This is a genomic window from Streptomyces graminofaciens, from assembly GCF_030294945.1.
GTDB classification, from domain to species: Bacteria; Actinomycetota; Actinomycetes; order Streptomycetales; family Streptomycetaceae; genus Streptomyces; species Streptomyces graminofaciens.
In genome coordinates this window covers 8,335,210-8,360,434 of sequence record NZ_AP018448.1, presented here as the reverse complement: position 1 = coordinate 8,360,434, position 25,225 = coordinate 8,335,210, and the positions used below count along the sequence as shown (strand labels likewise).

The 25,225-nt window shown below is 70.1% G+C and carries 18 protein-coding genes; 9 read left to right on the top strand and 9 right to left on the bottom strand.

The features are described from left to right. Positions 1 to 120: 120 nt before the first annotated feature. The 5 genes from mmsA to iolC are packed head-to-tail and all read right to left on the bottom strand — an operon-like array spanning position 121 to position 6,207. Positions 121 to 1,623 carry a CoA-acylating methylmalonate-semialdehyde dehydrogenase gene (gene mmsA, locus SGFS_RS36715; protein WP_286256475.1) on the bottom strand — a complete coding sequence of 501 codons (1,503 nt, stop codon included), beginning with the start codon at positions 1,621 to 1,623 and terminating at the stop codon, positions 121 to 123. Positions 1,624 to 1,639: 16 nt separating this feature from the next. After that, positions 1,640 to 3,523, bottom strand: a complete 1,884-nt coding sequence (gene iolD, locus SGFS_RS36710) for a 3D-(3,5/4)-trihydroxycyclohexane-1,2-dione acylhydrolase (decyclizing) (protein ID WP_286256474.1) — start codon at positions 3,521 to 3,523, stop codon at positions 1,640 to 1,642. Next, positions 3,520 to 4,368 carry a 5-deoxy-glucuronate isomerase gene (gene iolB / locus SGFS_RS36705; protein ID WP_286256473.1) on the bottom strand — a complete coding sequence of 283 codons (849 nt, stop codon included), beginning with the start codon at positions 4,366 to 4,368 and terminating at the stop codon, positions 3,520 to 3,522. The genes iolD and iolB overlap by 4 nt, the downstream gene beginning before the upstream one ends. A 7-nt stretch (positions 4,369 to 4,375) precedes the next feature. Further along, entirely contained in the window at positions 4,376 to 5,260 is an 885-nt protein-coding gene (locus tag SGFS_RS36700; protein ID WP_286256472.1) for a Cgl0159 family (beta/alpha)8-fold protein, read from the bottom strand. Continuing rightward, positions 5,257 to 6,207, bottom strand: a complete 951-nt coding sequence (gene iolC / locus SGFS_RS36695; RefSeq protein WP_286256471.1) for a 5-dehydro-2-deoxygluconokinase — start codon at positions 6,205 to 6,207, stop codon at positions 5,257 to 5,259. Before iolC ends, SGFS_RS36700 begins: the two co-directional genes overlap by 4 nt. Positions 6,208 to 6,331: 124 nt before the next feature. On the opposite strand from iolC, the gene SGFS_RS36690 reads away from it, so the two are divergent. From SGFS_RS36690 to SGFS_RS36680, 3 genes are all read left to right on the top strand, one after another. Further along, positions 6,332 to 7,249 carry a sugar phosphate isomerase/epimerase family protein gene (locus SGFS_RS36690; protein WP_286256470.1) on the top strand — a complete coding sequence of 306 codons (918 nt, stop codon included), beginning with the start codon at positions 6,332 to 6,334 and terminating at the stop codon, positions 7,247 to 7,249. A gap of 373 nt (positions 7,250 to 7,622) precedes the next feature. Next, positions 7,623 to 7,823 (top strand): helix-turn-helix transcriptional regulator, encoded by a 201-nt coding sequence (locus SGFS_RS36685; protein ID WP_286256469.1) that lies wholly within the window; start codon positions 7,623 to 7,625, stop codon positions 7,821 to 7,823. Positions 7,824 to 7,884: 61 nt separating this feature from the next. Further along, positions 7,885 to 8,475, top strand: a complete 591-nt coding sequence (locus SGFS_RS36680; RefSeq protein ID WP_286256468.1) for a GNAT family N-acetyltransferase — start codon at positions 7,885 to 7,887, stop codon at positions 8,473 to 8,475. Here SGFS_RS36680 and SGFS_RS36675 read toward each other — a convergent pair. Together SGFS_RS36675 and SGFS_RS36670 are read right to left on the bottom strand one after the other, a co-directional pair. Beyond that, positions 8,456 to 9,499 (bottom strand): zinc-dependent alcohol dehydrogenase family protein, encoded by a 1,044-nt coding sequence (locus SGFS_RS36675; protein WP_286256467.1) that lies wholly within the window; start codon positions 9,497 to 9,499, stop codon positions 8,456 to 8,458. The two genes, SGFS_RS36680 and SGFS_RS36675, sit on opposite strands and share 20 nt — an antisense overlap. 639 nt (positions 9,500 to 10,138) lie before the next feature. After that, positions 10,139 to 12,397: an MMPL family transporter gene (locus SGFS_RS36670; protein WP_286256466.1), complete on the bottom strand. Its 2,259-nt coding sequence runs from the start codon at positions 12,395 to 12,397 to the stop codon at positions 10,139 to 10,141. Between the two features lie 200 nt (positions 12,398 to 12,597). Between SGFS_RS36670 and SGFS_RS36665 the strand changes: the two genes are divergently transcribed. From SGFS_RS36665 to SGFS_RS36655, 3 genes are all read left to right on the top strand, one after another. Continuing rightward, positions 12,598 to 13,287, top strand: coding sequence for a TetR family transcriptional regulator (locus SGFS_RS36665; protein ID WP_286260252.1), 690 nt, complete (start codon positions 12,598 to 12,600; stop codon positions 13,285 to 13,287). Between the two features lie 157 nt (positions 13,288 to 13,444). After that, on the top strand, positions 13,445 to 13,684 hold the full coding sequence (locus SGFS_RS36660) for a heavy-metal-associated domain-containing protein (RefSeq protein ID WP_286256465.1): 240 nt from the start codon (positions 13,445 to 13,447) through the stop codon (positions 13,682 to 13,684). 32 nt (positions 13,685 to 13,716) lie between these two features. Next, a complete protein-coding gene (locus SGFS_RS36655; protein ID WP_286256464.1) occupies positions 13,717 to 15,984 on the top strand; it encodes a heavy metal translocating P-type ATPase in 2,268 nt (755 codons plus the stop codon). Positions 15,985 to 16,562: 578 nt separating this feature from the next. On the opposite strand, the gene SGFS_RS36650 is transcribed toward SGFS_RS36655, so the two are convergent. Both SGFS_RS36650 and recD2 read right to left on the bottom strand, forming a co-directional pair. Next, entirely contained in the window at positions 16,563 to 17,852 is a 1,290-nt protein-coding gene (locus SGFS_RS36650) for a citrate synthase (protein WP_286256463.1), read from the bottom strand. A gap of 252 nt (positions 17,853 to 18,104) precedes the next feature. After that, the gene (gene recD2, locus SGFS_RS36645) at positions 18,105 to 20,369 is read right to left on the bottom strand and encodes an SF1B family DNA helicase RecD2 (protein ID WP_286256462.1); all 2,265 of its coding nucleotides are present in this window, start codon (positions 20,367 to 20,369) and stop codon (positions 18,105 to 18,107) included. A gap of 224 nt (positions 20,370 to 20,593) precedes the next feature. Between recD2 and SGFS_RS36640 the strand changes: the two genes are divergently transcribed. Genes SGFS_RS36640 through SGFS_RS36630 form a run of 3 tightly spaced genes read left to right on the top strand, consistent with a single transcriptional unit; the run spans position 20,594 to position 25,114 of the window. Further along, positions 20,594 to 21,634, top strand: a complete 1,041-nt coding sequence (locus SGFS_RS36640) for a LacI family DNA-binding transcriptional regulator (RefSeq protein ID WP_286256461.1) — start codon at positions 20,594 to 20,596, stop codon at positions 21,632 to 21,634. Beyond that, positions 21,631 to 23,166, top strand: a complete 1,536-nt coding sequence (locus SGFS_RS36635) for a sugar ABC transporter ATP-binding protein (RefSeq protein WP_286256460.1) — start codon at positions 21,631 to 21,633, stop codon at positions 23,164 to 23,166. Before SGFS_RS36640 ends, SGFS_RS36635 begins: the two co-directional genes overlap by 4 nt. After that, positions 23,156 to 25,114, top strand: a complete 1,959-nt coding sequence (locus SGFS_RS36630; protein ID WP_286256459.1) for an ABC transporter permease/substrate-binding protein — start codon at positions 23,156 to 23,158, stop codon at positions 25,112 to 25,114. The genes SGFS_RS36635 and SGFS_RS36630 overlap by 11 nt, the downstream gene beginning before the upstream one ends. The last annotated feature ends 111 nt before the right edge of the window (positions 25,115 to 25,225 follow it).

The following is a 25,225-nucleotide window of genomic DNA, read 5'->3' as shown; positions in this document are numbered from 1 at the left end:
GTGGCTCGACCCCGAGGACAGGATCATGCGGACTCTGTGCGGACTCCGTGCGGACTCCTGCGGACAGATTGATGCCCGCCGACCAGAAGTTCGCAGGTCAGCGGGCATCTAAGGGGGTGATCAGTGGTTGCGCGGGAAGCCCAGGTCGACGCCCGTCGGGCCGTCGGCCGGGTCGGGCCAGCGGGTCGTGACGACCTTGCCCCGGGTGTAGAAGTGGGTGCCGTCGTTGCCGTAGATGTGGTGGTCGCCGAAGAGGGAGTCCTTCCAGCCACCGAAGGAGTGGTAGCCGACGGGGACCGGGATCGGGACGTTGACGCCGACCATGCCGGCCTCGACCTCCATCTGGAAGCGGCGGGCGGCGCCGCCGTCACGGGTGAAGATCGCGGTGCCGTTGCCGAACGGCGAGGCGTTGATGAGGGAGATGCCCTCCTCGTACGTGTCCACGCGGAGGACACAGAGGACCGGGCCGAAGATCTCGTCCTGGTACGCCTTCGCGGAGGTCGGCACCTTGTCCAGGAGCGAGATGCCGATCCAGTGACCGTCCTCGAAGCCGTCGACCGTGTAGCCGGTGCCGTCGAGGATCACCTCGGCGCCCTCGGCCGCCGCGCCCGTGACGTAGGACGCCACCTTGTCGCGGTGCACGGCGGTGATCAGCGGGCCCATCTCGGAGGTCGGGTCGTTGCCGGGGCCGATCTTGATCTTCTCGGCGCGCTCGCGGATCTTGTCGACCAGCTCGTCGCCGATCGCGCCCACCGCGACGACCGCGGAGATCGCCATGCAGCGCTCGCCCGCCGAGCCGTACGCGGCGGAGACGGCGGCGTCGGCCGCCGCGTCCAGGTCCGCGTCCGGGAGGACCAGCATGTGGTTCTTGGCGCCGCCGAGGGCCTGGACGCGCTTGTGGTTGGCGGAGGCCGTGGTGTGGATGTAGCGGGCGATCGGGGTCGAGCCGACGAAGGAGATCGCCTTGACGTCCGGGTGCTCCAGGAGGCGGTCGACGGCCACCTTGTCGCCGTGGACGACGTTGAAGACGCCGTCGGGGAGACCGGCTTCCGCCAGCAGTTCGGCGATCTTGATCGACGCCGACGGGTCCTTCTCGGACGGCTTCAGCACGAACGTGTTGCCGGTCGCGATGGCCATCGGGAACATCCACATCGGGACCATCGCCGGGAAGTTGAACGGCGTGATGCCGGCGACGACACCGAGCGGCTGGCGGATGGAGGAGACGTCCACGCGGCTCGCGACCTGCGTGGACAGCTCGCCCTTCAGCTGCACGTTGATGCCGCAGGCCAGGTCGACGATCTCCAGGCCGCGCGCGACCTCGCCGAGCGCGTCCGAGTGCACCTTGCCGTGCTCGGCGGTGATCAGCTCCGCGATCGCGTCGCGGTTGGCGTCGAGCAGCGCGCGGAACTTGAAAAGGATCGAGGTGCGCTGCGCCAGTGAGGACTGGCCCCAGGTGACGAAGGCCTCCTTGGCGGTCCGTACCGCCGCGTCGACCTCGTCCACGGTCGCGAAGGCGACCTTGGTGGTGACCGCGCCGGTCGCCGGGTCCGTGACCGGCCCGAACGTACCCGACGCGCCTTCGACGGTCTTGCCGCCGATCCAGTGGTTGACGATCTTCGTCATGCCAGAAACTCCTTGCTTACAGATGGCGGCGTCGGGTTGAGACGTGCCGGTCGTACTCCTCGCGGGCCTTGACCGCCGACGAGCGGGTCGCGGTCTCGGCCACAGGAACATCCCACCAGGCCTGCGCGGGAGGCGGGCCCGACACTGTGTCTGCCGTTTGGGTCTCCACGTAGACACATGTGGGAGTGTCGGCGGCCCGTGCCTCGGCGAGGGCCGTCCGCAGGTCGCGGACGGTCTTGGCACGCAGGACGCGCATGCCGAGACTGGCCGCGTTGGCGGCGAGATCCACGGGCAGCGGGGCGCCCGTGAACGTGCCGTCGTCGGGGTTGCGGTGCCGGTACGCGGTGCCGAACCGCTCACCGCCCACCGACTCGGAGAGGCCGCCGATGGACGCGTACCCGTGGTTCTGCACGAGCAGCACCTTGATCGGGACGTTCTCCTGCACGGCCGTGACGATCTCCGTCGGCATCATCAGATACGTGCCGTCGCCGACCAGCGCCCACACCGGGCGCCCGGGAGCGGCCATCCGGACGCCGATCGCGGCCGGGATCTCGTACCCCATGCAGGAGTAGCCGTACTCCAGCTGGTACTGGTCCCGCGACCGCGCCCGCCACAGTTTGTGCAGGTCACCGGGGAGGGAACCGGCCGCGTTGATGATGATGTCGGTCTCGTCGGCGATCTCGTCGAGGAGGCCGAGGACCTGCGCCTGGGTGGGCCGGGTGTCCGGCTCGTCGGCCTCGTAGCAGGCGTCGACGCGGTGCTCCCAGCGCTGCTTGTCCTCCGCGTACTCGGCGACGTACGCGCCCGCCACCCGGTGCCCGTGCAGCGCCAGCCCCTGGGTGAGCGCTTCCAGCCCGGTGCGCGCGTCGGCGATCAGCGGCAGCCCGGAGAGCTTGTGGCCGTCGTAGGGCGCGATGTTGAGGTTGAGGAAGCGGACGCCGTCGGCGGTGAAGAGGGTGCCGGAGGCGGTCGTGAAGTCGGTGTACCGGGTGCCCACGCCGATCACCAGGTCGGCCGTGCGGGCGAGTTCGTTCGCGGTCGCGGTGCCGGTGTGGCCGATGCCGCCCACGTCCTGCGGGTGGTCGTAGCGGAGCGAGCCCTTGCCCGCCTGGGTGGAGGCGACCGGGATGCCCGTCGCGTCCGCGAGTTCGGCGAGCGCCTCCTCGGCGCGGGCGTGGTGGACACCGCCGCCGGCGACGATCAGCGGGCGGCGGGCCGCGCGGATCGCCCTTACGGCGGCGGTCAGTTCGGTCGGGTCGGCCGCCGGGCGGCGTACGTTCCAGGTGCGCTCGGCGAAGAACTCCTCCGGCCAGTCGAAGCCTTCCGCCTGCACGTCCTGCGGAAGGGCGAGCGTGACCGCGCCTGTCTCGACCGGGTCCGTGAGCACGCGCATCGCCTGGAGCGCGGCCGGGATCAGGGCCTCGGGGCGGGTGATCCGGTCGAAGTACTTCGACACCGGGCGCAGCGTGTCGTTGACGCTGATGTCACCCGCGTACGGGACTTCGAGCTGCTGGAGGACCGGGTCGGCCGGGCGGGTGGCGAAGATGTCGCCGGGGAGGAGCAGCACCGGGAGGTGGTTGATGGTGGCGAGGGCGGCGCCGGTGACGAGGTTGGTGGCGCCGGGGCCGATGGACGTCGTCACGGCGTGCGTGGAGAGGCGGTTGGACTGCCGGGCGTAGCCGACGGCCGCGTGCACCATCGACTGCTCGTTGCGGCCCTGGAGGTACGGCATGTCGTCGGCGTACTCGATCAGCGCCTGGCCGAGTCCGGCGACGTTGCCGTGGCCGAAGATGCCCCAGGTGGCGCCGATCAACCGGCGCCGCTCGCCGTCGCGTTCGGTGTACTGGGCGGAGAGGAAGCGGACCAGCGCCTGGGCGACCGTAAGCCGGATCGTGCTCATCGGTACCCCTCCGTGTGATCCGGGTGGAAGCAGATCCGCCACTGCCGCTCGGAGCCCGGACCGGCCATCACGTTCAGGTAGTACATGTCGTGGCCGGGCTGCGCGATGGACGGACCGTGCCAGCCGTCGGGCACGAGCACGGCGTCACCGGAGCGGACCTCGGCGATCACCTCGGACCCGCCCTCGCGGGAGGGGGACACGCGCTGGTACCCGAAGCCGTGCGGGCCGTCGATCTCGAAGTAGTAGATCTCCTCCAGCTCGGTCTCCTCCCCCGGCCGGTTCTCGTCGTGCTTGTGCGGCGGGTACGAGGACCAGTTGCCACCGGGGGTGATGACCTCGACGGTGATGAGCTTGTCGCACTCGAAGGCGTCGGCGGAGGCGAAGTTGCGCACCTGGCGGGCGCAGTTGCCGCTGCCTCGGTCTTCGACGGGGACCTCCGGCGCGGGGCCGTAGCGGGCGGGGAGTCGTCGCTCGCACTTCGCTCCTGCCAAAGCGAAGCGGCCTCCCACGCCGGAGGCGATCTGTACCCGGGCGTCGCGGGGCGCGTACACGAAGTCGGAGACTCCGGCGAACACGCTCTCCCTGCCCAGGATCTGAAACTCTTCGTCCTCGCCGCCGACCGATTCGCCGGATTCGCCCGATACCCGGACCGTACAACCGCCGTTGAGGGACAGCACGATCCACTCACTGTCCCCGGTCGTGAACGTGTGCGTGGCGCCCGGCCCCAACTCCACGATCCGCAGGCTGCTGTGGGTCCAGCCGGCCCGCTTGGGGTCGATGTCGACGGCGTACTGCGCGTTCGCGGTGGCGCCCTTGGGTACGTACAACTCGGTCTTCTGTGTCATGCGGCCCTCACAACAGTCCTACGGCGGTGTCCACGGCGGCGCTCACGTCGTCGTCCGCCGGGTAGAGCAGCGAACGGCCGACCACCAGGCCCTGCACGGTGGGCAGTTGCAGCGCGCCCCGCCACTTCTCGTAGGCGCCCTCCTGGTCCTCGCCGACATCGCCGCCGAGGAGGACGGCGGGCAGCGTCGAGGTCTCCATGACGCGCGCCATGTCGTCGGGGTTCTCGGTGACGGGCACCTTCAGCCAGGTGTACGCCGAACTGCCGCCGAGCCCCGCCGCTATGGCGATCGACTTGGTGACGGCGTCGGCGCTCAGGTCGTTCCTGACCTTGCCGGTCGCGGGGTCGCGGCGGCTGAGGAACGGCTCGACGAACACGGGGAGCCCGCGCTCGGCCATGGCGTCCACGGCACGGGCGGTGGACTCCAGGGTGTTGAGGGAGCCCGGATCGTCGTAGTCGACGCGCAGCAGGAGCTTGCCCGCGTCGAAGCCGAGGCGCTCGATGTCCTGCGGGCGGTGGCCGGTGAAGCGGTCGTCGAGCTCGAAGCTGGCGCCGGCGAGGCCGCCGCGGTTCATCGAGCCCATGACGACCTTGCCGTCGAGGGCGCCGAGGAGCAGCAGGTCGTCGAGGATGTCGGCGGTCGCGAGGACACCGTCGACACCGGGTCGGGAGAGCGCCAGGCACAGTCGTTCGAGAAGGTCGGCGCGGTTCGCCATGGCGAGCTTGCGGTCGCCGACGGAGAGCGCGCCACGGGCCGGGTGGTCGGCGGCGACGATCATCAGCCGCCCGGAGTCGCCGACGAGGGGGCGCCGGATGCGGCGGGCGGCGGCCTCGGCGATCGCCTCGGGGTGGTGGACGCGGGTGCGGACGAGGGCGGAGACGTCGATGCTCACAGGACTGCTCCCGCCGCGACCGCCGCCTCGATCTCTTCCACCGTGGGCATCGCGGAGGAGCATTCCAGGCGGGAGGCGACGATGGCGCCGGCGGCGTTGGCGTACCGCATGATCTTCTCCAGGTCCCAGCCTTCGAGCAGGCCGTGGCAGAGGGAGCCGCCGAACGCGTCTCCGGCGCCGAGGCCGTTCAGAACGTTGACGGGGAGGGGCGGGACCTCGGCGGACTCGCCCTTGCTGTTGACCGCGAGGACACCCTTGGGGCCCTGCTTGACGACGGCGAGTTCGACCCCGGCGTCGAGGAGCGCCCGGGCGGCGGCGTGCGGTTCGCGGACGCCGGTGGCGACCTCGACCTCGTCCAGGTTGCCGACCGCGACGGTCGTGTGCCGCAGGGCCTCCTCGTAGAACGGGCGGGCCGCGGCCGGGTCGGTCCAGAACATGGGGCGCCAGTCGAGGTCGAAGACCGTCGTACCGGCCTTGGCCCGGTGGGCGAGGGCCGCGAGCGTCGCCGTACGGCTGGGCTCCTCGCTCAGGCCGGTGCCGGTCACCCAGAAGATCCGGGTCCCGGCGATGGCGTCGAGGTCCAGTTCGTGGGCGTCGATCTCCAGGTCCGGGGCCTTGGGGCGGCGGTAGAAGTACAGCGGGAAGTCGTCCGGCGGGAAGACCTCGCAGAAGGTGACCGGGGTCGCGAGACCCGGGACCGGGGTGACCCAGCGGTCGTCCACACCGAAGTCGCGCAGCGCCTGGTGGAGGTAGTCGCCGAAGGGATCCTCGCCCGTGCGGGTGATGACGGCGGTGCTCCGGCCGAGACGGGACGCGGCCACCGCGACATTGGCCGCCGAACCGCCGAGGAACTTCCCGAAGGACGTCACCTGCGACAGTGGGACGCCCGTCTGCAGCGGGTAGAGGTCCACACCGATCCGCCCCATGGTGATCAGGTCGTACGCCATCGAGTTCCCTTCGTGCTCCGGTCCTGTCAAGGTCTAGTCCCGTCGGAGCGGGCCTGTCAATACTTTGTCCAGACATTCGGACTACCTATTGACACCCTCCACTTCCGGCCTGAAGCTGACTCCCATGACGTCGTTGTCACCTCAGTCCTCACTCTCCCGCATCCGGATCGGGTCGGCCCCCGACTCCTGGGGCGTGTGGTTCCCCGACGATCCCCAGCAGGTTCCCTGGCAGCGCTTCCTCGACGAGGTCGCCGCGTCCGGCTACGAGTGGATCGAGCTCGGCCCCTACGGCTATCTGCCGACCGACCCGGCGGTCCTCGCCGAGGAGACGGCGAAACGTGGCCTGAAAGTGTCGGCCGGCACGGTCTTCACCGGGCTCCACCACGGTCCGGACGTCTGGGAGAAGACCTGGGCGCACGTCGCCGACAACGCGGTTCTCGCGCAGGCGATGGGCGCGAAGCACCTCGTCGTGATCCCGTCCTTCTGGCGGGACGACAAGACGGGCAAGGTGCTGGAGCCCAGCGAACTCACCGTCGAGCAGTGGCGGCACCTCACCCACCTCACCGAGCGGCTCGGGCGGGAGGTGCGGGAGAAGTACGGCCTGCAGATCGTCGTCCACCCGCACGCCGACACGCACATCGACAGCGAGGAGAACGTCGCCCGCTTCCTCGACGGGACCGACTCGTCGCTGGTGTCGCTGTGCCTCGACACGGGCCACTACGCCTACTGCGGCGGCGACAGCGTCAAGCTGATCGAGACCTACGGCGAGCGGATCGGGTACCTGCACCTCAAGCAGGTCGACCCCGAGATCCTGGCCGAGGTCCGCGCGAACGAGATCCCGTTCGGGCCGGCCGTCGCCAAGGGCGTCATGTGCGAGCCGCCGACGGGTGTGCCCGCGCTGGGGCCGGTGCTCGCGGCCGCGCAGAAGCTGGATGTGGATCTGTTCGCGATCGTCGAGCAGGACATGTACCCCTGCGAGCCGGACAAGCCGTTGCCGATCGCTCAGCGGACCCGGGCGTTCTTGAGGTCCTGCGGAGCCTGAGACTTCTGCCGATAAGCGTCGGGGGACCGCGGGACCGTTGAAGGCTGCGCATTCGTCGCGGCCGGTCGCGCAGTCCCCCGCGCCCCGTTTTGGGGCACAGCCGCCGGCCGGTGCCGTCGGCCGCTGCCGCTGATCGGTGCCGCTGATCGGTGCTGCCGCCGGTGCTCAATTCGTCAGCCGTGTCACAAATAACACCTTCTTGTCACATCTGTCACGTGTACGCATGTCTTGGGTCACACCTGACCTACAGGCACTTGCTGGTGACCGCTCCGTGTCGTTCGCCGGGCACAGGATCTGTGATCGCCAGCGCGGCGCCCGGCTCCCCCGACGGCCTTCCCGGTCGCCGCCGTGGTGCGCGCGGGGAGGTGCACTGATGACCGACCGTCACCTCTGGTCGTACAAGGACATCGCGGCGCACATCCGTGTGCAGCCCGACACCGTCCGCTCCTATCGCAAACACGGGCTGCTGCCGCCACCCGACCATGTGGAGGGCGGGAAGCCCTACTGGTACGCGGACACGATCCGTGCCTGGGTCGCCTCCAGACCCGGCAACCGAGGGCGCAAGGGCGACTGATTCGTGCCACACCACGCTTATTCGTTTGTCCCCGGGTCCGTCCGCGCTCCAGGATCCGGGGATGAGCTTCTCCGTCAAACCCGTTCTCACGGGCGAGCAGGCCGTGCTGCGGCCGTTCACCGACGACGACGTGCCGGTGATGGCGCGGATCCTGGCCGATCCCGAGGTCGTACGGCTCACGGGTAGCCCTACGGAGCCGTTCACCTTGGAGCGACTGCGTTCCTGGTACGGCAGCCGCAACGACCAGGCCGACCGGCTCGACCTCGCCGTCGTGGACCGGGCGAGCGGTGAGGTCGTGGGCGAAGCGGTGCTGAACGAGTGGGACGAGGCGAATCGCAACTGCTGTTTCCGGATCCTGATCGGTCCCGGCGGGCAGAACCGGGGCCTGGGCACGGAGGCCGTCCGGCTGATGACCGGCCACGCCTTCGAACAACTCGGGCTGCACCGCGTCTCGCTGTACGTCTTCACCCATAACCCCCGGGCCCGGCGCGCCTACGAGAAGGCCGGTTTCGTGGCCGAGGGCGTCGAGCGGCAGACCCTGTGGCAGGGCGGCGAGTGGATCGACGCGGTGCGTATGTCGGTCCTCGCGCCGGAGTGGGCCGCCCATCGGGGGCACCCGGAAGCGGATCGCGTCAGCTCCACGGCTCGATGACCGTGACACCGCTGCCCGGTGCCGTGCCCAGCGCCGCCAGCGACTCGGGTGCCGCGTCCAGCGGGATCGTCGAAGTGACGAGGAGGTCGGGGCGCAGGACGCCCGCTCTCACCAGCTCCAGCATCCTCGGGTAGGCGTGGGCCGCCATGCCGTGGCTGCCCAGGAGTTCCAGTTCGAGGGCGACCGCGCGGGCCATGGGCACGGGGGTGGTGCCCGTTTCCGAGGGGAGCAGGCCGACCTGGATGTGGCGGCCCCGGCGGCGGAGACTGTTCACCGAGGCCGCGCAGGTGACCGGGGAGCCCAGGGCGTCGAGGGAGAGGTGGGCGCCGCCGCCCGTGAGGTCCCGTATCGCCGCGGCCGTGTCCTCGGTGCGGGAGGCGTCCACGCATTGCGCCGCGCCGAACTTCCGGGCCAGGTCCAGCGCCTGCGGCGATACGTCGACGGCGACGACCCGCGCGCCCGACGCCGCCGCGATCATCACCGCCGAGAGGCCCACGCCGCCGCAGCCGTGCACGGCCACCCACTCCCCCGCGGCGACGCGGCCCTGTGCCACGACCGCGCGGAACGCCGTCGCGAAGCGGCAGCCGAGTGAGGCGGCCGTGCCGTACGACAGCTCGTCCGGGAGGGCTACGAGGTTCACGTCGGCGTGGTCCAGGGCCACGTACTGGGCGAAGGAGCCCCAGTGGGTGAAGCCCGGCTGGGTCTGGTGTGCGCACACCTGCTGGTCGCCTGCGGTGCAGTCGGCGCAGCTGCCGCAGGCGCAGATGAACGGGACCGTGACGCGGTCGCCGGGGCGCCAGCCGGTCACCCGGGCGCCGACCGACTCGACCACTCCGGCGAGCTCGTGGCCCGGGACGTGCGGGAGGGTGATGTCCGGGTCGTGGCCCATCCAGCCGTGCCAGTCGCTGCGGCAGAGGCCGGTGGCTTCGACCCGGACCACGACTCCGTGCTCCGCCGGGGCGGGGTCCGGGACCTCCCGCACCTCGGCCGGCTCACCGAACCGCTCGAACACCACCGCGCGCATATGTCTCACCTTTCGACACCGGGGCCATATGGGCCACCTGAACCGCCGGGGCTTCCCTGCCCTCGGCTTGGGCCCTGGTCAGCATGGCACCCGGGGGTGGGGCGGGTTTCTCGCCCCCGCCGCCCCTACTTACCCGTCCCATCCCCCAGGGGCTGCCGCCCCTTCGACCCCGGGGAGGCGGGGTGGGTGGGTAGGGCTTCCGTGGGTGGGAGGGCCTCCCGGGCGGATGGGAGGGCCTCCCGGGCGGATGGGAGGGCTTCCCGGGCGGGTGGGAGGGCTTCCCGGGCGGGTGGGGTGGCTTCCGGGTGGGTGGGGTGGCTTCCGGGTGGGTGGGGTGGCTTCCGGGTGGGTGGGGTGGCTTCCGGGTGGGTGGGGTGGCTTCCGGGTGGGTGGGGGGTGCCTAGGGAGGTGGGGGCGTGGGTGTTTGGGTGGATGCGGGTTGTGTGTGGCTGGTCGCGCAGTTCCCCGCGCCCCTGAAAAGACCGGGCTGCGCCCCGGTCTTTTCAGGGGCGGCCGTCGCTTTACGGCCCGCAGGGCCGTTGCTTCAGGGCCACGGGGAACTGTGCGGGCAATCGACCGCAACCCGCACTCGACCACGCACGGCCCGCCGTCCCCGAGCTTCGCCCTTCGGGCTCGTCCTCAGACGCCGGACGGGCTGGATATGGCCTCGGTCTCGTTGGGCTCGTTCTGCTTCGGGGTGGGCTCCGGCTTGTCCGGAGCGTCCGGCTCCGTCGGCCGCCCCTCGCCCTCGCTCAGACCGAAGCGCTCGTGGAACCTTCGAAGGGGGCCCGGGGCCCACCACGTGGCGCGGCCTGTGAGGCGCATGACCGAGGGGACCAGGAGGCTGCGGACGACCATGGCGTCCATCAGGACTGCCAGGGCAAGGCCCAGGCCCAGCATCTTGGTGTTGGTGACTCGGGACGTGCCGATCGCGATCATCACCACCGCCAGGATGACCGCGGCCGCGGTGATCAGGCCGCCGGTGCGCTGAAGGCCGAAGCGGACGGAGGCCGTGTGGTCGCCCGTGTGCTCGTACTCCTCCTTGATGCGGGAGAGCAGGAAGACGCCGTAGTCCATGGAGAGTCCGAAGGCCACGCAGAACATCAGGACCGGGAGGGTGGTCTCTATCGAGCCGGGGCTGGTGAAGTCGAGGAGGCCCGAGAGGTGGCCGTCCTGGAAGACCCAGACCATCGCGCCGAACATCGCCGTCAGGCTGAGCGCGTTGAGCAGAACCGCCTGGACGGGGATCAACACGCTGCCCGTGAGGAGGAAGACCAGGAGGAGGGTGACGATCGCTATGAAGGAGAGGGCCCAGGGGAGGCCTTCGGCGATGGCCGACTTCGTGTCCACCAGCACCGCGGCCGTGCCCGTCACCGAGGTGTCGAAGGGGACGTCCGTCGCCCGGATCTCGTCCACCAGGCGCTGCGCGCCTTCGTCGACCGCCTCGCCCCTCGGCTGCACCGTGAAGTAGGCCGCGTCGCCCTTCACCAGGGGGCCGTCCACGCGAAGCACCTCGGGGAGATCGGCGATGCGGTCCTTGTACGCCGCGTACTCGGACTCCGTCGCCTTCCCCTCCGCGAGCACCTCCAGGCCGCCGCCGGGGCTGCCCGGGAAGCCGTCCCTGATGTGCTGCTGCACGACATGGGACTCCGCGGTCGAGGGCAGCTGGCGATCGTCCGCCGTGCCGAACTTCACGCCCAGGAAGGGCAGCCCGAGGAGGACCAGACCGGCGGTCGTGGCCACCGCGAAGTAGGGGGCACGGCGCATGACGAGGTTCGCCATACGGCCCCAGGCGGCGCCTTCCTCGGCCTCGCCGCTCGACGGCCGGCTCTTCTTCCGCCTGAACAGCCGCCGCATGTCGAGGGCGTTGACCCGCTCGCCGAGCAGCACCAGAGCGGCCGGGAGCAGGATCAGCGCGGCTGCCGCGGCCAGCAGGACCACCGCTATGCCCGCGTAGGCGAAGGAGCGCAGGAAGTACTGCGGGAAGATCATCATGGCCGCCAGGGAGACGGCGACCGTGAGGGCGGAGAACAGGACCGTACGGCCGGCCGTGCGCATGGTCGTGGCCACGGCGGCCAGGGGCTCGGCTCCGGTGGACAGCTCCTCGCGGAAGCGGCGCACGATGAACAGGGCGTAGTCGATCGCCAGGCCGAGACCCAGCGCCGTCGTCAGGTTCAGCGCGAAGACCGAGACGTCCGTGACCTCCGTGAGGCCGCGCAGGACCGCGTTCGTGCCGAGGATCGCGACGATGCCCACGCCGAGCGGCAGCAGGGCGGCGACCGCGCTGCCGAAGACCATCACCAGCAGCACGAGCGTCACCGGCAGGGCGATGATCTCGGCCCGGAGGAGGTCCTCCTGGATGATCGTCTGCATCTCGTGCCGCACGGCGATCATGCCGCCGATCCTGACCTCGACCGGGCCGTGCGTGCCGCGGAACTCGGGCGCGATGCGGTCCAGCGTCTTGTTCATCGCCGTCTCGTCGCCCGTCAGACGGGCCGCTATCAGCGCCTCGTGGCCGTCCTCCGCGCGCAGGGTCGGCAGGCCGGACTGCCAGTAGGAGCCGACCCCCGTGATGCCCTTCTCGGCGGCGAGCCCCTCGGCCAGCTTCTTCGCCTCGGCGGCGACCGCCGGATCGTCGACCGAGGCCCCGCCCGCGTCGACCAGCAGCAGGAAGTTCGGCTGGGAGTCGGGGAACTCCCGCTCCAGGGCCTTCGTCGCATACGTGGACTGGGCGCCCGGGTCCTCCCAGCCGCCGCTGCCCAGGCGGTCCGCGACTCCACTGCCCGCGGCCACCGCGAGGGCGGTGAGCACCAGGGCGAACAGCAGGGTGAGCCGGGGACGCCCGGTCGCGAAACGGGTCCAGCCGCCCACCCGGGGTGGCCTGTTGACTTCGGTCATCTTGCGGTGTCCCCTTCACCGTGGTCCGTGCTGCGCGCAGGCAGGCGGCAAGGACGCACCATGGCCATAGACTGGTCAAATACGAGAGATCGCTCGCGTTTCACTAGAATGCGAGCGACCGCTCGTGTTTGTCAATCGCGTTCGGGAGAGCTGGGGATAACCGCGTGCCCACCAACCAGGAGAAGAACCGGGAGCAGAGCCTGGCGAAGGGCCCGGAGGCCGACCGGGGCACGGGCCAGGACAAGGAGCAGCCACGCCGCCGCCAGGCCCGTGGCGAGCGCCGTATCGCACAGCTGCTCGAAGCCGCCGCGTCCGTCTTCTGCACGACCGGCTACACCGCCGCCAGCACCAACGCGATCGCCCGCGAGGCGGGGGTCTCGCCGGGCACGCTGTACCAGTACTTCCCGAACAAGGAAGCGATCGCGATCGAGCTGGGCGACCGGCTCCTGCACGAGATGCGGGAGACGTTCGGCGAGGCGCTGGCGCCGGTCGCGCCGAACACACCGCTGGAGCAGGCCGTCGCGGCCGCCGTCGACCGCTTCATCGAGTTCAACTGCGAGCACCCCGTGGTCTTCGCGCTGATGCACGGCCCGGACATCCCCGGCCGGATCGCCGAGGAGCACGACGCCCTGCACGTGACGCTGGTCGCCCGGATCGAGGCGCTGCTCTCGCCGTTCCTGCCCGACGCGCCGGCCGCCGACCTCACGCGCACCGCACACGTCTGCGTGGGCGTCTACAAGGCCGGCCTGGAGCTCGTGCTCGCCCACGAGGGCACCGAGCGCGACGCATACATCCAGGAGCTGAAGAACGTCCTGTTCCGCTACCTGGAGCCACTGGTGGGCGTCCAGCTGACCGTCGCCGCGAACGCCGGCACGACACCGACCCCCTGACCCCGCGAGCAGCCGTCGTCCACCGCCACGCCCGCCCCACCCTTCGGGGCACCCTCGCCGACATCTCTTGGATTCATACCCCCTAGGGGTATATCCTGGGTCACCTGAGGGTCGACTGGACCCCACAACCCCACACGCCTCGACGAGGAGCAACCACATGACCGCCCAGACCGACACCCCGGGTTCCGTCACCGCTGTCTACAAGGTGAGCGGAATGAGCTGCGGGCACTGCGAGGGTGCCGTCTCCGGTGAGATCTCGGAACTCGCCGGTGTCACCTCCGTGAAGGCCGTCGCCTCCAGCGGCGAGGTCACCGTGGTCTCCGCCGCCCCGCTCGACGAGGAGGCCGTGCGCGCCGCCGTCGACGAGGCCGGCTTCGAGCTGGTCGGCAAGGCCTGACCCCCCTCGCCGTTCGTTCCGGGAGTACGGACATGAGCAGCACCACCGCAGAGGCACCCACAAGTGAGCCCCTCCATGAGGTCGAGCTGACGATCGGCGGGATGACCTGCGCCTCCTGCGCGGCCCGCGTCGAGAAGAAGCTCAACCGCATGGACGGGGTCACCGCCACGGTGAACTACGCGACGGAGAAGGCGAAGGTGACGTACCCCGTAGGGGTGGGCGTCTCCGATCTGATCGCCACCGTGGTGAAGACGGGCTACACGGCCGAGGAGCCGCCGCCACCGGCCCCGCCCCAGCAGGAGGAGCCCGCACCGGAGGCCGATCCCGAACTCGCCTCCCTCCGTCAGCGGCTCACCGTCTCCGCGCTGCTCGCCGCCCCCGTGATCCTCATGTCCATGATCCCGGCGCTGCAGTTCGACAACTGGCAGTGGCTCTCGCTGACACTGGCCGCCCCGGTCGTCGTCTGGGGCGGGCTGCCCTTCCACCGGGCCGCCTTCACCAATCTGCGGCACGGCGCGGCCACCATGGACACGCTCGTCTCGGTCGGCACGCTCGCCGCGTTCGGCTGGTCCCTGTGGGCGCTCTTCTGGGGCCACGCGGGCATGCCGGGCATGCGGCACGGCTTCACTCTTCCGGCAATTCAGAACGGCACCGCGTCCCGTACGGACGGCTCGTCGACGATCTACCTGGAAGTGGCCGCCGGGGTCATCGCCTTCATCCTGCTCGGCCGCTATCTGGAGGCCCGCTCCAAGCGTCGCGCCGGGGCCGCGCTCCGGGCGCTGCTGGAGCTGGGCGCCAAGGAGGTCGCGGTGCTGCGCGGAGGGCGCGAGGTGCGGATCCCCGCCGGTCAGCTGGCCGTCGGGGACCGGTTCGTCGTACGGCCCGGCGAGAAGATCGCCACCGACGGCACGGTCGTCGAGGGCTCCTCGGCGGTCGACGCGTCCATGCTGACCGGCGAGTCGGTGCCGGTGGACGTGATGGTCGGGGACGCCGTCACGGGTGCGACCGTCAACGCCGGGGGCCGGCTCGTCGTCGAGGCCACCCGGGTCGGCGCCGACACCCAGCTCGCCCGGATGGCGAAGCTGGTGGAGGACGCGCAGAACGGCAAGGCGGAGGCGCAGCGGCTCGCCGACCGGATCTCGGCCGTGTTCGTACCCGTCGTGCTGGTGATCGCGGTCGCCACGTTCGGCGCCTGGCTCGGGGCGACCGACGACACCGCCGCCGCGTTCACCGCGGCCGTCGCGGTGCTGATCATCGCCTGCCCGTGCGCGCTCGGCCTCGCCACCCCGACCGCCCTGCTGGTCGGCACGGGGCGCGGCGCGCAGCTCGGCATCCTCATCAAGGGCCCCGAGGTCCTGGAGTCCACGCGCCGCGTCGACACGGTCGTCCTGGACAAGACCGGCACGGTCACCACCGGCCGGATGACCCTCCAGGAGGTGCACGCGGCCGAGGACGCCCTCGAAGAGGACGTCCTGCGCCTCGCGGGCGCCGTCGAACACGCCTCCGAGCACCCGGTGGCCCGGGCGATCGCCGCGGGCGCCGAAAAGCGCCTGGGCACCCTGCCTGGCGTGGACCACTTCGAGAACGTGCCCGGGAAGGGCGTACACGGCCGCGTGGAGGGCCACCACGTCCAGGTGGGGCGGATCTTCGACGGGCCCCTCCCCGAGGCGCTGGAGGCCGCCAAGGAGGCCGCCGAGGACGCGGGGCGCACGGCGGTCGTGGTCACCCGGGACGGAGTGGCGCTCGGTGTCGTCACCGTCGCCGACGCGATCAAGGAGACCAGCGCCGAGGCCGTCCGGCGGTTGCGGGCGCTGGGGCTCACTCCGATGCTGCTGACCGGGGACCACGCGCGCGTGGCGCGTTCCGTGGCCGCGGCGGTCGGCATCGCCCCCGAGGACGTGATCGCCGAGGTGCTGCCCGAGGACAAGGTCGACGTCGTACGGCGGCTCCAGGGCGAGGGCCGTACGGTCGCGATGGTCGGTGACGGCGTGAACGACGCGGCGGCGCTCGCCACCGCCGATCTGGGGCTGGCGCTGGGCACGGGCACGGACGCGGCGATGGAGGCGGGGGACCTGACGCTCGTCCGCGGTGACCTGCGGGTGGCCGCCGACGCCATCCGGCTCTCCCGGCGGACCCTGGCCACGATCAAGGGGAACCTGCTCTGGGCGTTCGGATACAACCTGGCCGCGCTGCCGCTGGCCGCCGCCGGGCTGCTCAACCCGATGATCGCGGGGGCGACAATGGCCTTTTCGTCCGTATTCGTGGTCACGAACAGCTTGCGACTCAGGGCATTTTCATGACGACGAGGTAAAAGTCCCTCTAGAGTCCGGACTCAGCCTCACATAAGCTCTTCACAAGGCTCGCGCATCATCCTTACGCTGGGGTCTCGATCACCGTTTTGAGTCTCTTGCGTATCTTCAGGACATATGCCGAGAGACGCAGATCACAGTGATGTGAACGTAACCAACGAAGGGGTTCGTGAGTCTAAGTTGGCGATGTCAGAAGCGTCTTGGGGGGCGTGACTGGCATCTGGGGATGTCTTGGGGGACGTTCCCGGAATTGCGTTGCCGGGGCACGTACACCGGGGAGCTTTGAGCGGCCCTCCCGTACGTACGCGTCCCGGCAGACCGCAGCACAGCAGTACCTCAGCACAACAACCGCACACAGTGGTACGACGAGCTCTGCTCGTCCTGCTCAGCGATTCAGGCGCTGTGCCCACCAGACGCCCGGCCGGATCCCGTGGGGGGAATCCGCACCGGGACATGGGAAGGCGCCCTGCTCGCCGGCCCGTGGGGGGACCAGCGTTGCAGGGCGCCTTTTCCATACACGGAAACCACAAAGCCCCGTACGGCACGCCGTACGGGGCTCAGCAGTATGGCTATCGCGCCTCGACCGGCACGAAGTCGCGCTCGACGACGCCCGTGTAGATCTGGCGCGGGCGGCCGATGCGGGAGCCGGGCTCCTTGATCATCTCGTGCCACTGGGCGATCCAGCCCGGGAGGCGGCCGAGGGCGAAGAGGACCGTGAACATCTCGGTCGGGAAGCCCATGGCGCGGTAGATCAGACCCGTGTAGAAGTCCACGTTCGGGTAGAGGTTGCGCGAGACGAAGTACTCGTCGGAGAGCGCGTGCTCCTCGAGCTTCAGCGCGATGTCCAGCAGCTCGTCGGACTTGCCGAGCGCGGAGAGGACGTCGTGCGCGGCGGCCTTGATGATCTTGGCGCGCGGGTCGAAGGACTTGTACACCCGGTGGCCGAAGCCCATCAGGCGGACGCCGTCCTCCTTGTTCTTCACCTTGCGGATGAAGGAGTCGACATCGCCGCCGTTGACCTTGATGCCCTCCAGCATCTCCAGGACGGACTGGTTGGCGCCGCCGTGCAGCGGGCCCCAGAGCGCGGAGATACCGGCGGAGATCGAGGCGAACATGTTCGCCTGCGAGGAGCCGACCAGGCGGACCGTGGAGGTCGAACAGTTCTGCTCGTGGTCCGCGTGCAGGATCAGAAGCTTGTCGAGCGCGGAGACGACGACCGGGTCGAGGTCGTACTCCTGCGCCGGGACCGAGAAGGTCATGCGCAGGAAGTTCTCGACGTACCCGAGGTCGTTGCGCGGGTAGACGAACGGGTGACCGATCGACTTCTTGTACGCGTACGCCGCGATCGTCGGGAGCTTGGCGAGCAGGCGGATCGTGGAGAGGTTGCGCTGCCGCTCGTCGAACGGGTTGTGGCTGTCCTGGTAGAACGTCGACAGGGCGCTGACCACGGACGACAGCATCGCCATCGGGTGGGCGTCGCGCGGGAAGCCCCGGTAGAAGTTCTTGACGTCCTCGTGCAGCAGGGTGTGCTGCGTGATCTCGCCCTGGAAAGTGGCGAGCTCGTCGACGGTCGGAAGCTCACCGTTGATGAGCAGATACGCCACCTCAAGGAAGGTGGAGCGCTCGGCCAGCTGCTCGATCGGGTACCCGCGGTAGCGCAGGATGCCCTGCTCACCGTCGAGATAGGTGATGGCGGATTTATAGGCGGCCGTGTTGCCGTAGCCGCTGTCCAGGGTGACCAGACCGGTTTGGGCCCGGAGCTTCCCGATGTCGAAGCCCTTGTCGCCGACGGTGCTGTCGATCACCGGGTAGGTGTACTCGCCGTCGCCGTACCGCAGTACTACAGAGTTGTCGCTCACGTCATCCCTCACCGACGTAGTGCCTCATCTTCGAGGTGCCCTGACTGTCTCTACCATCCCCCAATTGGCTCAGGAGAGTGCACTCGGGGTCGACCATCGGGCCTATTGGCGGCACTCAGTGCCGCCAACTTGCTCATCCTGCCCGCTCCGTCCGGCATCTGGAAGAGCTGTGTGACCTTTGCGACTCATTTGATCGATCAAATTTCACTCACGTGACGCGTGAACGTCACGAGAGGGCACTTGGTGCCAGTCTCAGGGCTCCAGGGCCCGGGGCGCCAGTCGGAAGTCGAGGGCCGTGCATCTGCGGCCGCCCGAGACCGTGCGTACCGCCTGGCCTATGGCCTTGCGGGAGCCGACCAGGACGACCAGTTTCTTGGCCCGAGTCACCGCCGTGTAGAGGAGGTTGCGCTGGAGCATCATCCACGCGCCCGTGGTGACCGGGACCACCACCGCCGGGTACTCGCTGCCCTGTGAGCGGTGGATCGTCACCGCGTACGCGTGCGCCAGTTCGTCCAGCTCGTCGAACTCGTACGGCACCTCCTCGTCCTCGTCCGTCAGCACCGTCAGGCGCTGGTCGACCGGGTCCAGGGCGGTGACCACGCCGACCGTGCCGTTGAAGACGCCGTTCTCGCCCTTCTCGTAGTTGTTGCGGATCTGCGTCACCTTGTCGCCGACGCGGAAGACCCGGCCGCCGAAGCGCTTCTCGGGCAGGTCGGGGCGGGCCGGGGTGATCGCCTGCTGGAGCAGGCCGTTGAGGTTTCCGGCGCCGGCCGGGCCGCGGTGCATGGGGGCGAGGACCTGGATGTCCCGGCGCGGGTCGAGGCCGAACTTGGCGGGAATCCGACGGGCGGCCACGTCCACGGTGAGCCGGCCGGCCTCCTCCGTGTCGTCCTCGACGAAGAGGAAGAAGTCCTTCATGCCGTCGGTGACCGGGTGCTGCCCCGCGTTGATCCGGTGCGCGTTCGTCACCACACCCGACTGCTGGGCCTGGCGGAAGACCTTGGTGAGCCGGACCGCCGGGACCGGACTGCCGTCGGCCAGCAGATCGCGCAGGACCTCGCCCGCGCCGACGCTGGGCAACTGGTCGACGTCCCCCACGAACAGCAGGTGCGCCCCCGGCGGCACCGCCTTCACCAGCTTGTTGGCCAGCAGCAGGTCCAGCATCGACGCCTCGTCGACCACCACCAGGTCGGCGTCCAGCGGCCGGTCCTTGTCGTACGCCGCGTCGCCGCCCGGCCTCAGCTCCAGCAGGCGGTGGACGGTGGAGGCCTCGGCGCCGGTCAGCTCGGCGAGGCGCTTGGCGGCGCGGCCGGTGGGGGCGGCGAGCACGACCTTCGCCTTCTTGGCGCGGGCCAGCTCCACGATCGAGCGGACCGTGAAGGACTTGCCGCAGCCGGGGCCGCCGGTCAGGACGGCCACCTTCTTCGTCAGCGCGAGCTTGACGGCGGCCTCCTGCTCGGGGGCCAGATCGGCGCTCGTACGCCCCTTCAGCCAGGCCAGCGCCTTGTCCCAGGCCACGTCGTGGAAGCCCGGCATACGGTCCTCGCCGGTGCGCAGAAGGCGCAGCAGCTGGGCGGAGAGGGAGAGTTCGGCGCGGTGGAAGGGGACCAGATAGACGGCGGTCACGGAGTCGCCGTCCGGGCCCGGCACCTTCTCCCGTACGACACCGGGGTCGCCGGAGTCCTCGTCCGGCAGGGTCAGCTCGGCCAGGCACTCGATGACCAGGCCCGTGTCGACCTGGAGGAGCTTGACGGCGTCGGCGATCAGCCGCTCCTCGGGGAGGTAGCAGTGGCCCTGGTCGGTGGACTGTGAAAGGGCGTACTGGAGGCCCGCCTTCACGCGCTCCGGGCTGTCGTGCGGGATGCCGACGGACTGGGCGATGCGGTCGGCCGTGAGGAAGCCGATGCCCCAGACGTCGGCCGCGAGGCGGTAGGGCTGGTTCTTGACGATCGAGATCGAGGCGTCGCCGTACTTCTTGTAGATGCGGACGGCGATGGAGGTGGACACCTGGACCGTCTGGAGGAAGAGCATGACCTCCTTGATCGCCTTCTGCTCCTCCCAGGCGTCCGCGATCTTCTTCGTGCGTTTGGGGCCGAGGCCGGGGACCTCGATCAGTCGCTTCGGCTCCTCCTCGATGATCTGGAGGGTGTCCAGGCCGAAGTGCTGCGTGATGCGGTCGGCGAAGACCGGGCCGATGCCCTTGACCAGGCCGGAGCCCAGGTAGCGGCGGATGCCCTGGACGGTGGCCGGGAGGAGCGTCGTGTAGTTCTCCACCGTGAACTGTTTGCCGTACTGGGGGTGGGAGCCCCAGCGGCCCTCCATGCGCAGGGACTCGCCGACCTGGGCGCCGAGGAGTGCGCCGACGACGGTGAGGAGGTCGGCGGCGCCTCGGCCGGTGTCCACGCGCGCGACCGTGTAGCCGTTGTCCTCGTTGGCGTACGTGATGCGTTCGAGCACGCCTTCGAGCGTGGCCAGTCGCCGTTCTCCCGTCTGAGGGGTCCCCGCCTGATTCGACATGATCCGACGCTACCGGGTGCCACCGACAGGGCACCGGGCCTGTGGACGAGGGGTTCGTCGACGAGAGCGGGTGAGTGGGGGCCGGTCGCGCAGTTCCCCGCGTCCCTGCGGGGCGCTCAGCTCATCACGATCTGGTCTCGGGGGCTTGATTAACCCCCGTGTAATCGATTCCAATCCTCCCTACAACGTCGATGTAATCGATTCCACGAGGAGGTGGAGCGGCGATGGCGAGCATCAAGGACGTCGCTGCCGAGGCGGGGGTCTCCGTCGCCACGGTCTCGCGTGTCCTGAACGACCATCCGTCGGTCAGCGACGACGCACGCACGCGCGTGTTGGCCGCCGTCGAGACGCTGGGCTACCGCCCGAACGCCGTCGCCCGTTCGCTGCGCACCGACCAGACCCACACCCTCGGGCTGGTCATCAGCGATGTGATGAACCCGTACTTCACCGAGCTGGCCCGGTCCGTCGAGGAGGAGGCCCGCGCGCTCGGCTACAGCGTGATCATCGGCAACGCCGACGAACGGCCCGACCTCCAGGACCACCACGTACGGAGCCTGCTGGACCGCCGTATCGACGGTCTTCTCGTCTCCCCGACGGACGGTGGTTCGCCCCTGATGGTCGACGCCGTGCGCGGCGGGACGCCCATGGTGTTCGCCGACCGGTGGATCCCGGGGGTGGACGTGCCCGTCGTGCGGGCGGACGGGCGCGGTGCCGTACGGGATCTCGTCGCACACCTGCACGGGCTGGGGCACCGGCGGCTCGCCATCATCGCGGGGCCCGCGGCCACCACCACCGGCCGGGAGCGTGTGGAGGCCTTCAGGGAGGCGCTGCACGCGTACGGGCTCGAACTGCCCGACGCCTACATAGGCCAGGGCGACTTCCAGGCCGAGAGCGGGCGGCGGGTCACCGAGGGGTTCCTCGATCTGCCCGAGCCGCCCGAGGTCGTGTTCGCGGCGGACAACCTGATGGCCCTCGGCGCGCTGGACGCCGTACGCGCGCGTGGGTTGCGCGTTCCGGACGACATCGCGCTGGCCGCGTTCGACGACATCCCCTGGTTCGTGCACACCGATCCGCCGATCACCGCCATCGCCCAGCCCACGGGCGAGCTGGGGCGGGCCGCCGTACGCGCGCTGGTGGATCTCATCGAGGGGCGGCCGCCCAAGTCGGTCACCCTCCCCGCCCGGCTCGTCGTACGCCGCTCGTGCGGCGAGCCACCTGCGCAGGACCCAGCCGCGCAGTCCCCCGTGAGAAGGAGCCAGTCGTGAGCAACCAGGACGAGTTGCTGCGCATCGAGGGCATACGGAAAGCCTTTCCCGGCGTGGTCGCGCTCGACGGCGTCGACTTCGATCTGCGCCGGGGCGAGGTGCACGTACTCCTCGGTGAGAACGGCGCGGGCAAGAGCACGCTCATCAAGATGCTCTCCGGTGCCTACACGCCCGACGCCGGGCGGATCCTGGCCGGTGGCGAGGAGGTGCGCATCCAGGGTGCTCAGGACTCCGAGCGCCTCGGGATCGCCACCATCTACCAGGAGTTCAACCTCGTTCCCGATCTGACGGTCGCCGAGAACATCTTCCTGGGGCGGCAGCCGCGCCGTCTCGGGATGATCGACCGGAAGAAGATGGAGGCCGATGCCTCCGTCCTGCTGGAGCGGGTCGGCGTCCAGGTGTCTCCACGCGCGCGTGTCCGTGAACTCGGTATCGCCCGGCTCCAGATGGTCGAGATCGCGAAGGCGCTGAGTCTGGACGCCCGCGTGCTGATCATGGACGAGCCGACCGCCGTGCTCACCTCCGAGGAGGTGGAGAAGCTCTTCGTCATCGTGCGCAAGCTGCGCGAGGACGGGGTGGGTGTCGTCTTCATCACCCATCACTTGGAGGAGATCGCCGCCCTCGGAGATCGCGTCACCGTCATCCGGGACGGGAGGAGTGTGGGCCAAGTACCCGCGTCCACTCCCGAGGACGAGCTCGTACGGCTCATGGTGGGGCGGTCGATCGAGCAGCAGTACCCGCGTCAGCAGGCCGACACCGGGGCCGCGTTGCTCACCGTCGAGGGGCTCACGCGGGACGGCGTCTTCCATGACGTCGGCTTCGAGGTGCGGGCCGGTGAGGTCGTCGGGATCGCGGGGCTCGTCGGGGCCGGTCGTACCGAGGTCGTGCGGGCGGTGTTCGGCGCGGATCCGTACGACAAGGGGGCCGTGAAGGTCTCCGGGGCGCCGCTGAAGGGTCATGACGTCAACGCCGCCATGGCGGCCGGCATCGGGCTGATCCCCGAGGACCGCAAGGGGCAGGGGCTCGTGCTCGACGCGTCCGTCGAGGAGAACCTCGGGCTCGTGACCCTGCGGGCCTCGACCCGTGCGGGGATCGTCGACCTCAAGGGGCAGCGGGCGGCCGCCGCGCGGATCGCCGAGCAGCTCGGCGTACGGATGGCCGGGCTCGGGCAGCAGGTGCGGACCCTCTCCGGTGGTAACCAGCAGAAGGTCGTCATCGGCAAGTGGCTGCTCGCCGACACCAAGGTGCTGATCCTCGACGAGCCGACGCGCGGTATCGACGTGGGCGCCAAGGTCGAGATCTACGAGCTGATCAACGAACTGACCGCCGCCGGTGCCGCCGTCCTGATGATCTCCAGCGACCTTCCCGAGGTGCTCGGTATGAGCGACCGGGTCCTGGTGATGGCCCAGGGCCGGATCGCCGGCGAACTCCCGGGCGCCGAGGCCACTCAGGACGCCGTGATGGCTCTCGCCGTCTCCAACCCGAACACGATCGACTCCGTCACCGAAGTGGAGGCCCCCCGTGGCCGCTGACACGCTCAAGAGCACGACGGGCGCGGGTGGCGCCCCGGGGCTGCGCCGCCTCCTGCTCGACAACGGGGCGCTCACCGCGCTCATCGTCCTGGTCATCGCCATGTCGGCGCTGTCCGGCGACTTCCTGACCGCCGACAACCTGCTGAACGTCGGTGTCCAGGCCGCCGTCACCGCCATCCTCGCCTTCGGCGTGACCTTCGTGATCGTCTCGGCGGGCATCGACCTGTCGGTCGGCTCGGTCGCCGCGCTGTCGGCCACGGTCCTCGCCTGGAGCGCCACCTCGCAGGGCATACCGGTCGCGATAGCGGTCGTCATGGCGATCGCGACGGGCATCGTGTGCGGCCTCGTCAACGGTTTCCTGGTCTCGTACGGGAAGCTGCCGCCGTTCATCGCGACGCTCGCGATGCTGTCGGTGGCGCGCGGTCTTTCGCTCGTGATCTCGCAGGGTTCGCCGATCGCACTCCCGGACTCGGTGTCGCACCTCGGTGACACGCTCGGCGGGTGGCTGCCGGTGCCGGTGCTCGTGATGATCGTCATGGGGCTGATCACGGCGTTCGTGCTCGGCCGGACGTACATCGGGCGTTCGATGTACGCGATCGGCGGCAACGAGGAAGCGGCCCGGCTCTCCGGGCTGCGGGTGAAGAAGCAGAAGCTCGCCATCTACGCCTTCTCGGGGCTGTTCGCCGCCGCAGCGGGCATCGTGCTCGCCGCCCGGCTCTCCTCCGCGCAGCCGCAGGCCGCGCAGGGCTACGAGCTGGACGCGATCGCGGCGGTCGTCATCGGCGGTGCCTCCCTGGCGGGCGGTACCGGCAAGGCGTCCGGCACGCTCGTCGGCGCGCTGATCCTGGCGGTGCTGCGCAACGGCCTCAACCTGCTCTCCGTGTCCGCGTTCTGGCAGCAGGTCGTCATCGGTGTCGTCATCGCGCTGGCGGTGCTGCTGGACACCGTCCGCCGGAAGGCCGGGGCGACTCCGGTCGCGGGCGGTGCGGGTGCCGGCGGGTCCGGCAACCGGGGCAGGCAGGCGGCCACGTATGTGCTCGCGGCGGTCGTCGCGGCGGCCGTGGTCGGTGCGATGTCCTTCCTGCACAGCGGTTCGTCGGAGGCGAAGACCCAGAAGATCGGGCTGTCGCTGTCGACGCTCAACAACCCGTTCTTCGTGCAGATCCGGGCCGGGGCGCAGGACGAGGCGAAGAAGCTGGGCGTGGACCTGACGGTCACCGACGCGCAGAACGACGCCTCCCAGCAGGCCAACCAGTTGCAGAACTTCACCAGCGAGGGCCTCGGCACGATCATCGTCAACCCGGTGGACTCCGACGCGGTGGCCCCGGCGGCGAAGGCCGTGAACAAGGCGGGCATCCCGCTCGTCGCCGTCGACCGCTCGGTCAACGACGCGAACACCACCGCGCTCGTCGCCTCCGACAACACCGCCGGCGGCAGGCAGGCGGCCGAGGCGCTCGCCGAGAAGCTGGGCGGCAAGGGCAGGATCGTCGTCCTGCAGGGTCAGGCGGGCACCTCCGCCAGCCGTGAGCGCGGCGCGGGCTTCGCCGAGGGGCTGAAGGCCTACCCGGGTATCGAGGTGGTCGCCAAGCAGCCCGCAGACTGGGACCGCACCAAGGGCCTGGACGTGATGACGAACCTGCTCCAGGCCAACCCGGACGTCGACGGCGTCTTCGCCGAGAACGACGAGATGGCGCTCGGCGCGATCAAGGCGCTGGGCTCCAAGGCCGGCAAGTCCGTCCAGGTCATCGGCTTCGACGGCACGCCCGACGGTCTGAAGGCGGTCGAGGCGGGCACGCTGTACGCGTCGGTGGCGCAGCAGCCCGCCGAACTGGGCCGGATCGCGGTACGGAACGCGCTGAAGGCGGCCGAGGGCAAGGACGTGAAGAAGACGGTGATGGTGCCGGTGAAGGTGGTCACGTCGAAGAACGTGGCCGCGTTCGGCGGCTGACCGACGAGGGCCTGTCGTCCGGCATGTTTCGGCATGATCCGAACGACGGGCCGCCAGTCGGCCGGACGGGTGCGGGTCCGACAGGGCCCGGCCCGTCCGGCCGTTTCGGCT

Bases quoted from the DNA above. Each gene is read 5' to 3' on its own strand.
- iolD (WP_286256474.1), bottom strand. From the start codon at position 3,523: ATGAGCACGATCCGGCTTACGGTCGCCCAGGCGCTGGTCCGCTTCCTC.
- SGFS_RS36670 (WP_286256466.1), bottom strand. From the start codon at position 12,397: ATGACCGAAGTCAACAGGCCACCCCGGGTGGGCGGCTGGACCCGTTTC.
- SGFS_RS36655 (WP_286256464.1), top strand. From the start codon at position 13,717: ATGAGCAGCACCACCGCAGAGGCACCCACAAGTGAGCCCCTCCATGAG.
- iolB (WP_286256473.1), bottom strand. From the start codon at position 4,368: ATGACACAGAAGACCGAGTTGTACGTACCCAAGGGCGCCACCGCGAAC.
- SGFS_RS36680 (WP_286256468.1), top strand. From the start codon at position 7,885: ATGAGCTTCTCCGTCAAACCCGTTCTCACGGGCGAGCAGGCCGTGCTG.
- mmsA (WP_286256475.1), bottom strand. From the start codon at position 1,623: ATGACGAAGATCGTCAACCACTGGATCGGCGGCAAGACCGTCGAAGGC.
- SGFS_RS36640 (WP_286256461.1), top strand. From the start codon at position 20,594: ATGGCGAGCATCAAGGACGTCGCTGCCGAGGCGGGGGTCTCCGTCGCC.
- iolC (WP_286256471.1), bottom strand. From the start codon at position 6,207: ATGGCGTACGACCTGATCACCATGGGGCGGATCGGTGTGGACCTCTAC.
- recD2 (WP_286256462.1), bottom strand. From the start codon at position 20,369: ATGTCGAATCAGGCGGGGACCCCTCAGACGGGAGAACGGCGACTGGCC.
- SGFS_RS36660 (WP_286256465.1), top strand. From the start codon at position 13,445: ATGACCGCCCAGACCGACACCCCGGGTTCCGTCACCGCTGTCTACAAG.
- SGFS_RS36690 (WP_286256470.1), top strand. From the start codon at position 6,332: ATGACGTCGTTGTCACCTCAGTCCTCACTCTCCCGCATCCGGATCGGG.
- SGFS_RS36685 (WP_286256469.1), top strand. From the start codon at position 7,623: ATGACCGACCGTCACCTCTGGTCGTACAAGGACATCGCGGCGCACATC.
- SGFS_RS36675 (WP_286256467.1), bottom strand. From the start codon at position 9,499: ATGCGCGCGGTGGTGTTCGAGCGGTTCGGTGAGCCGGCCGAGGTGCGG.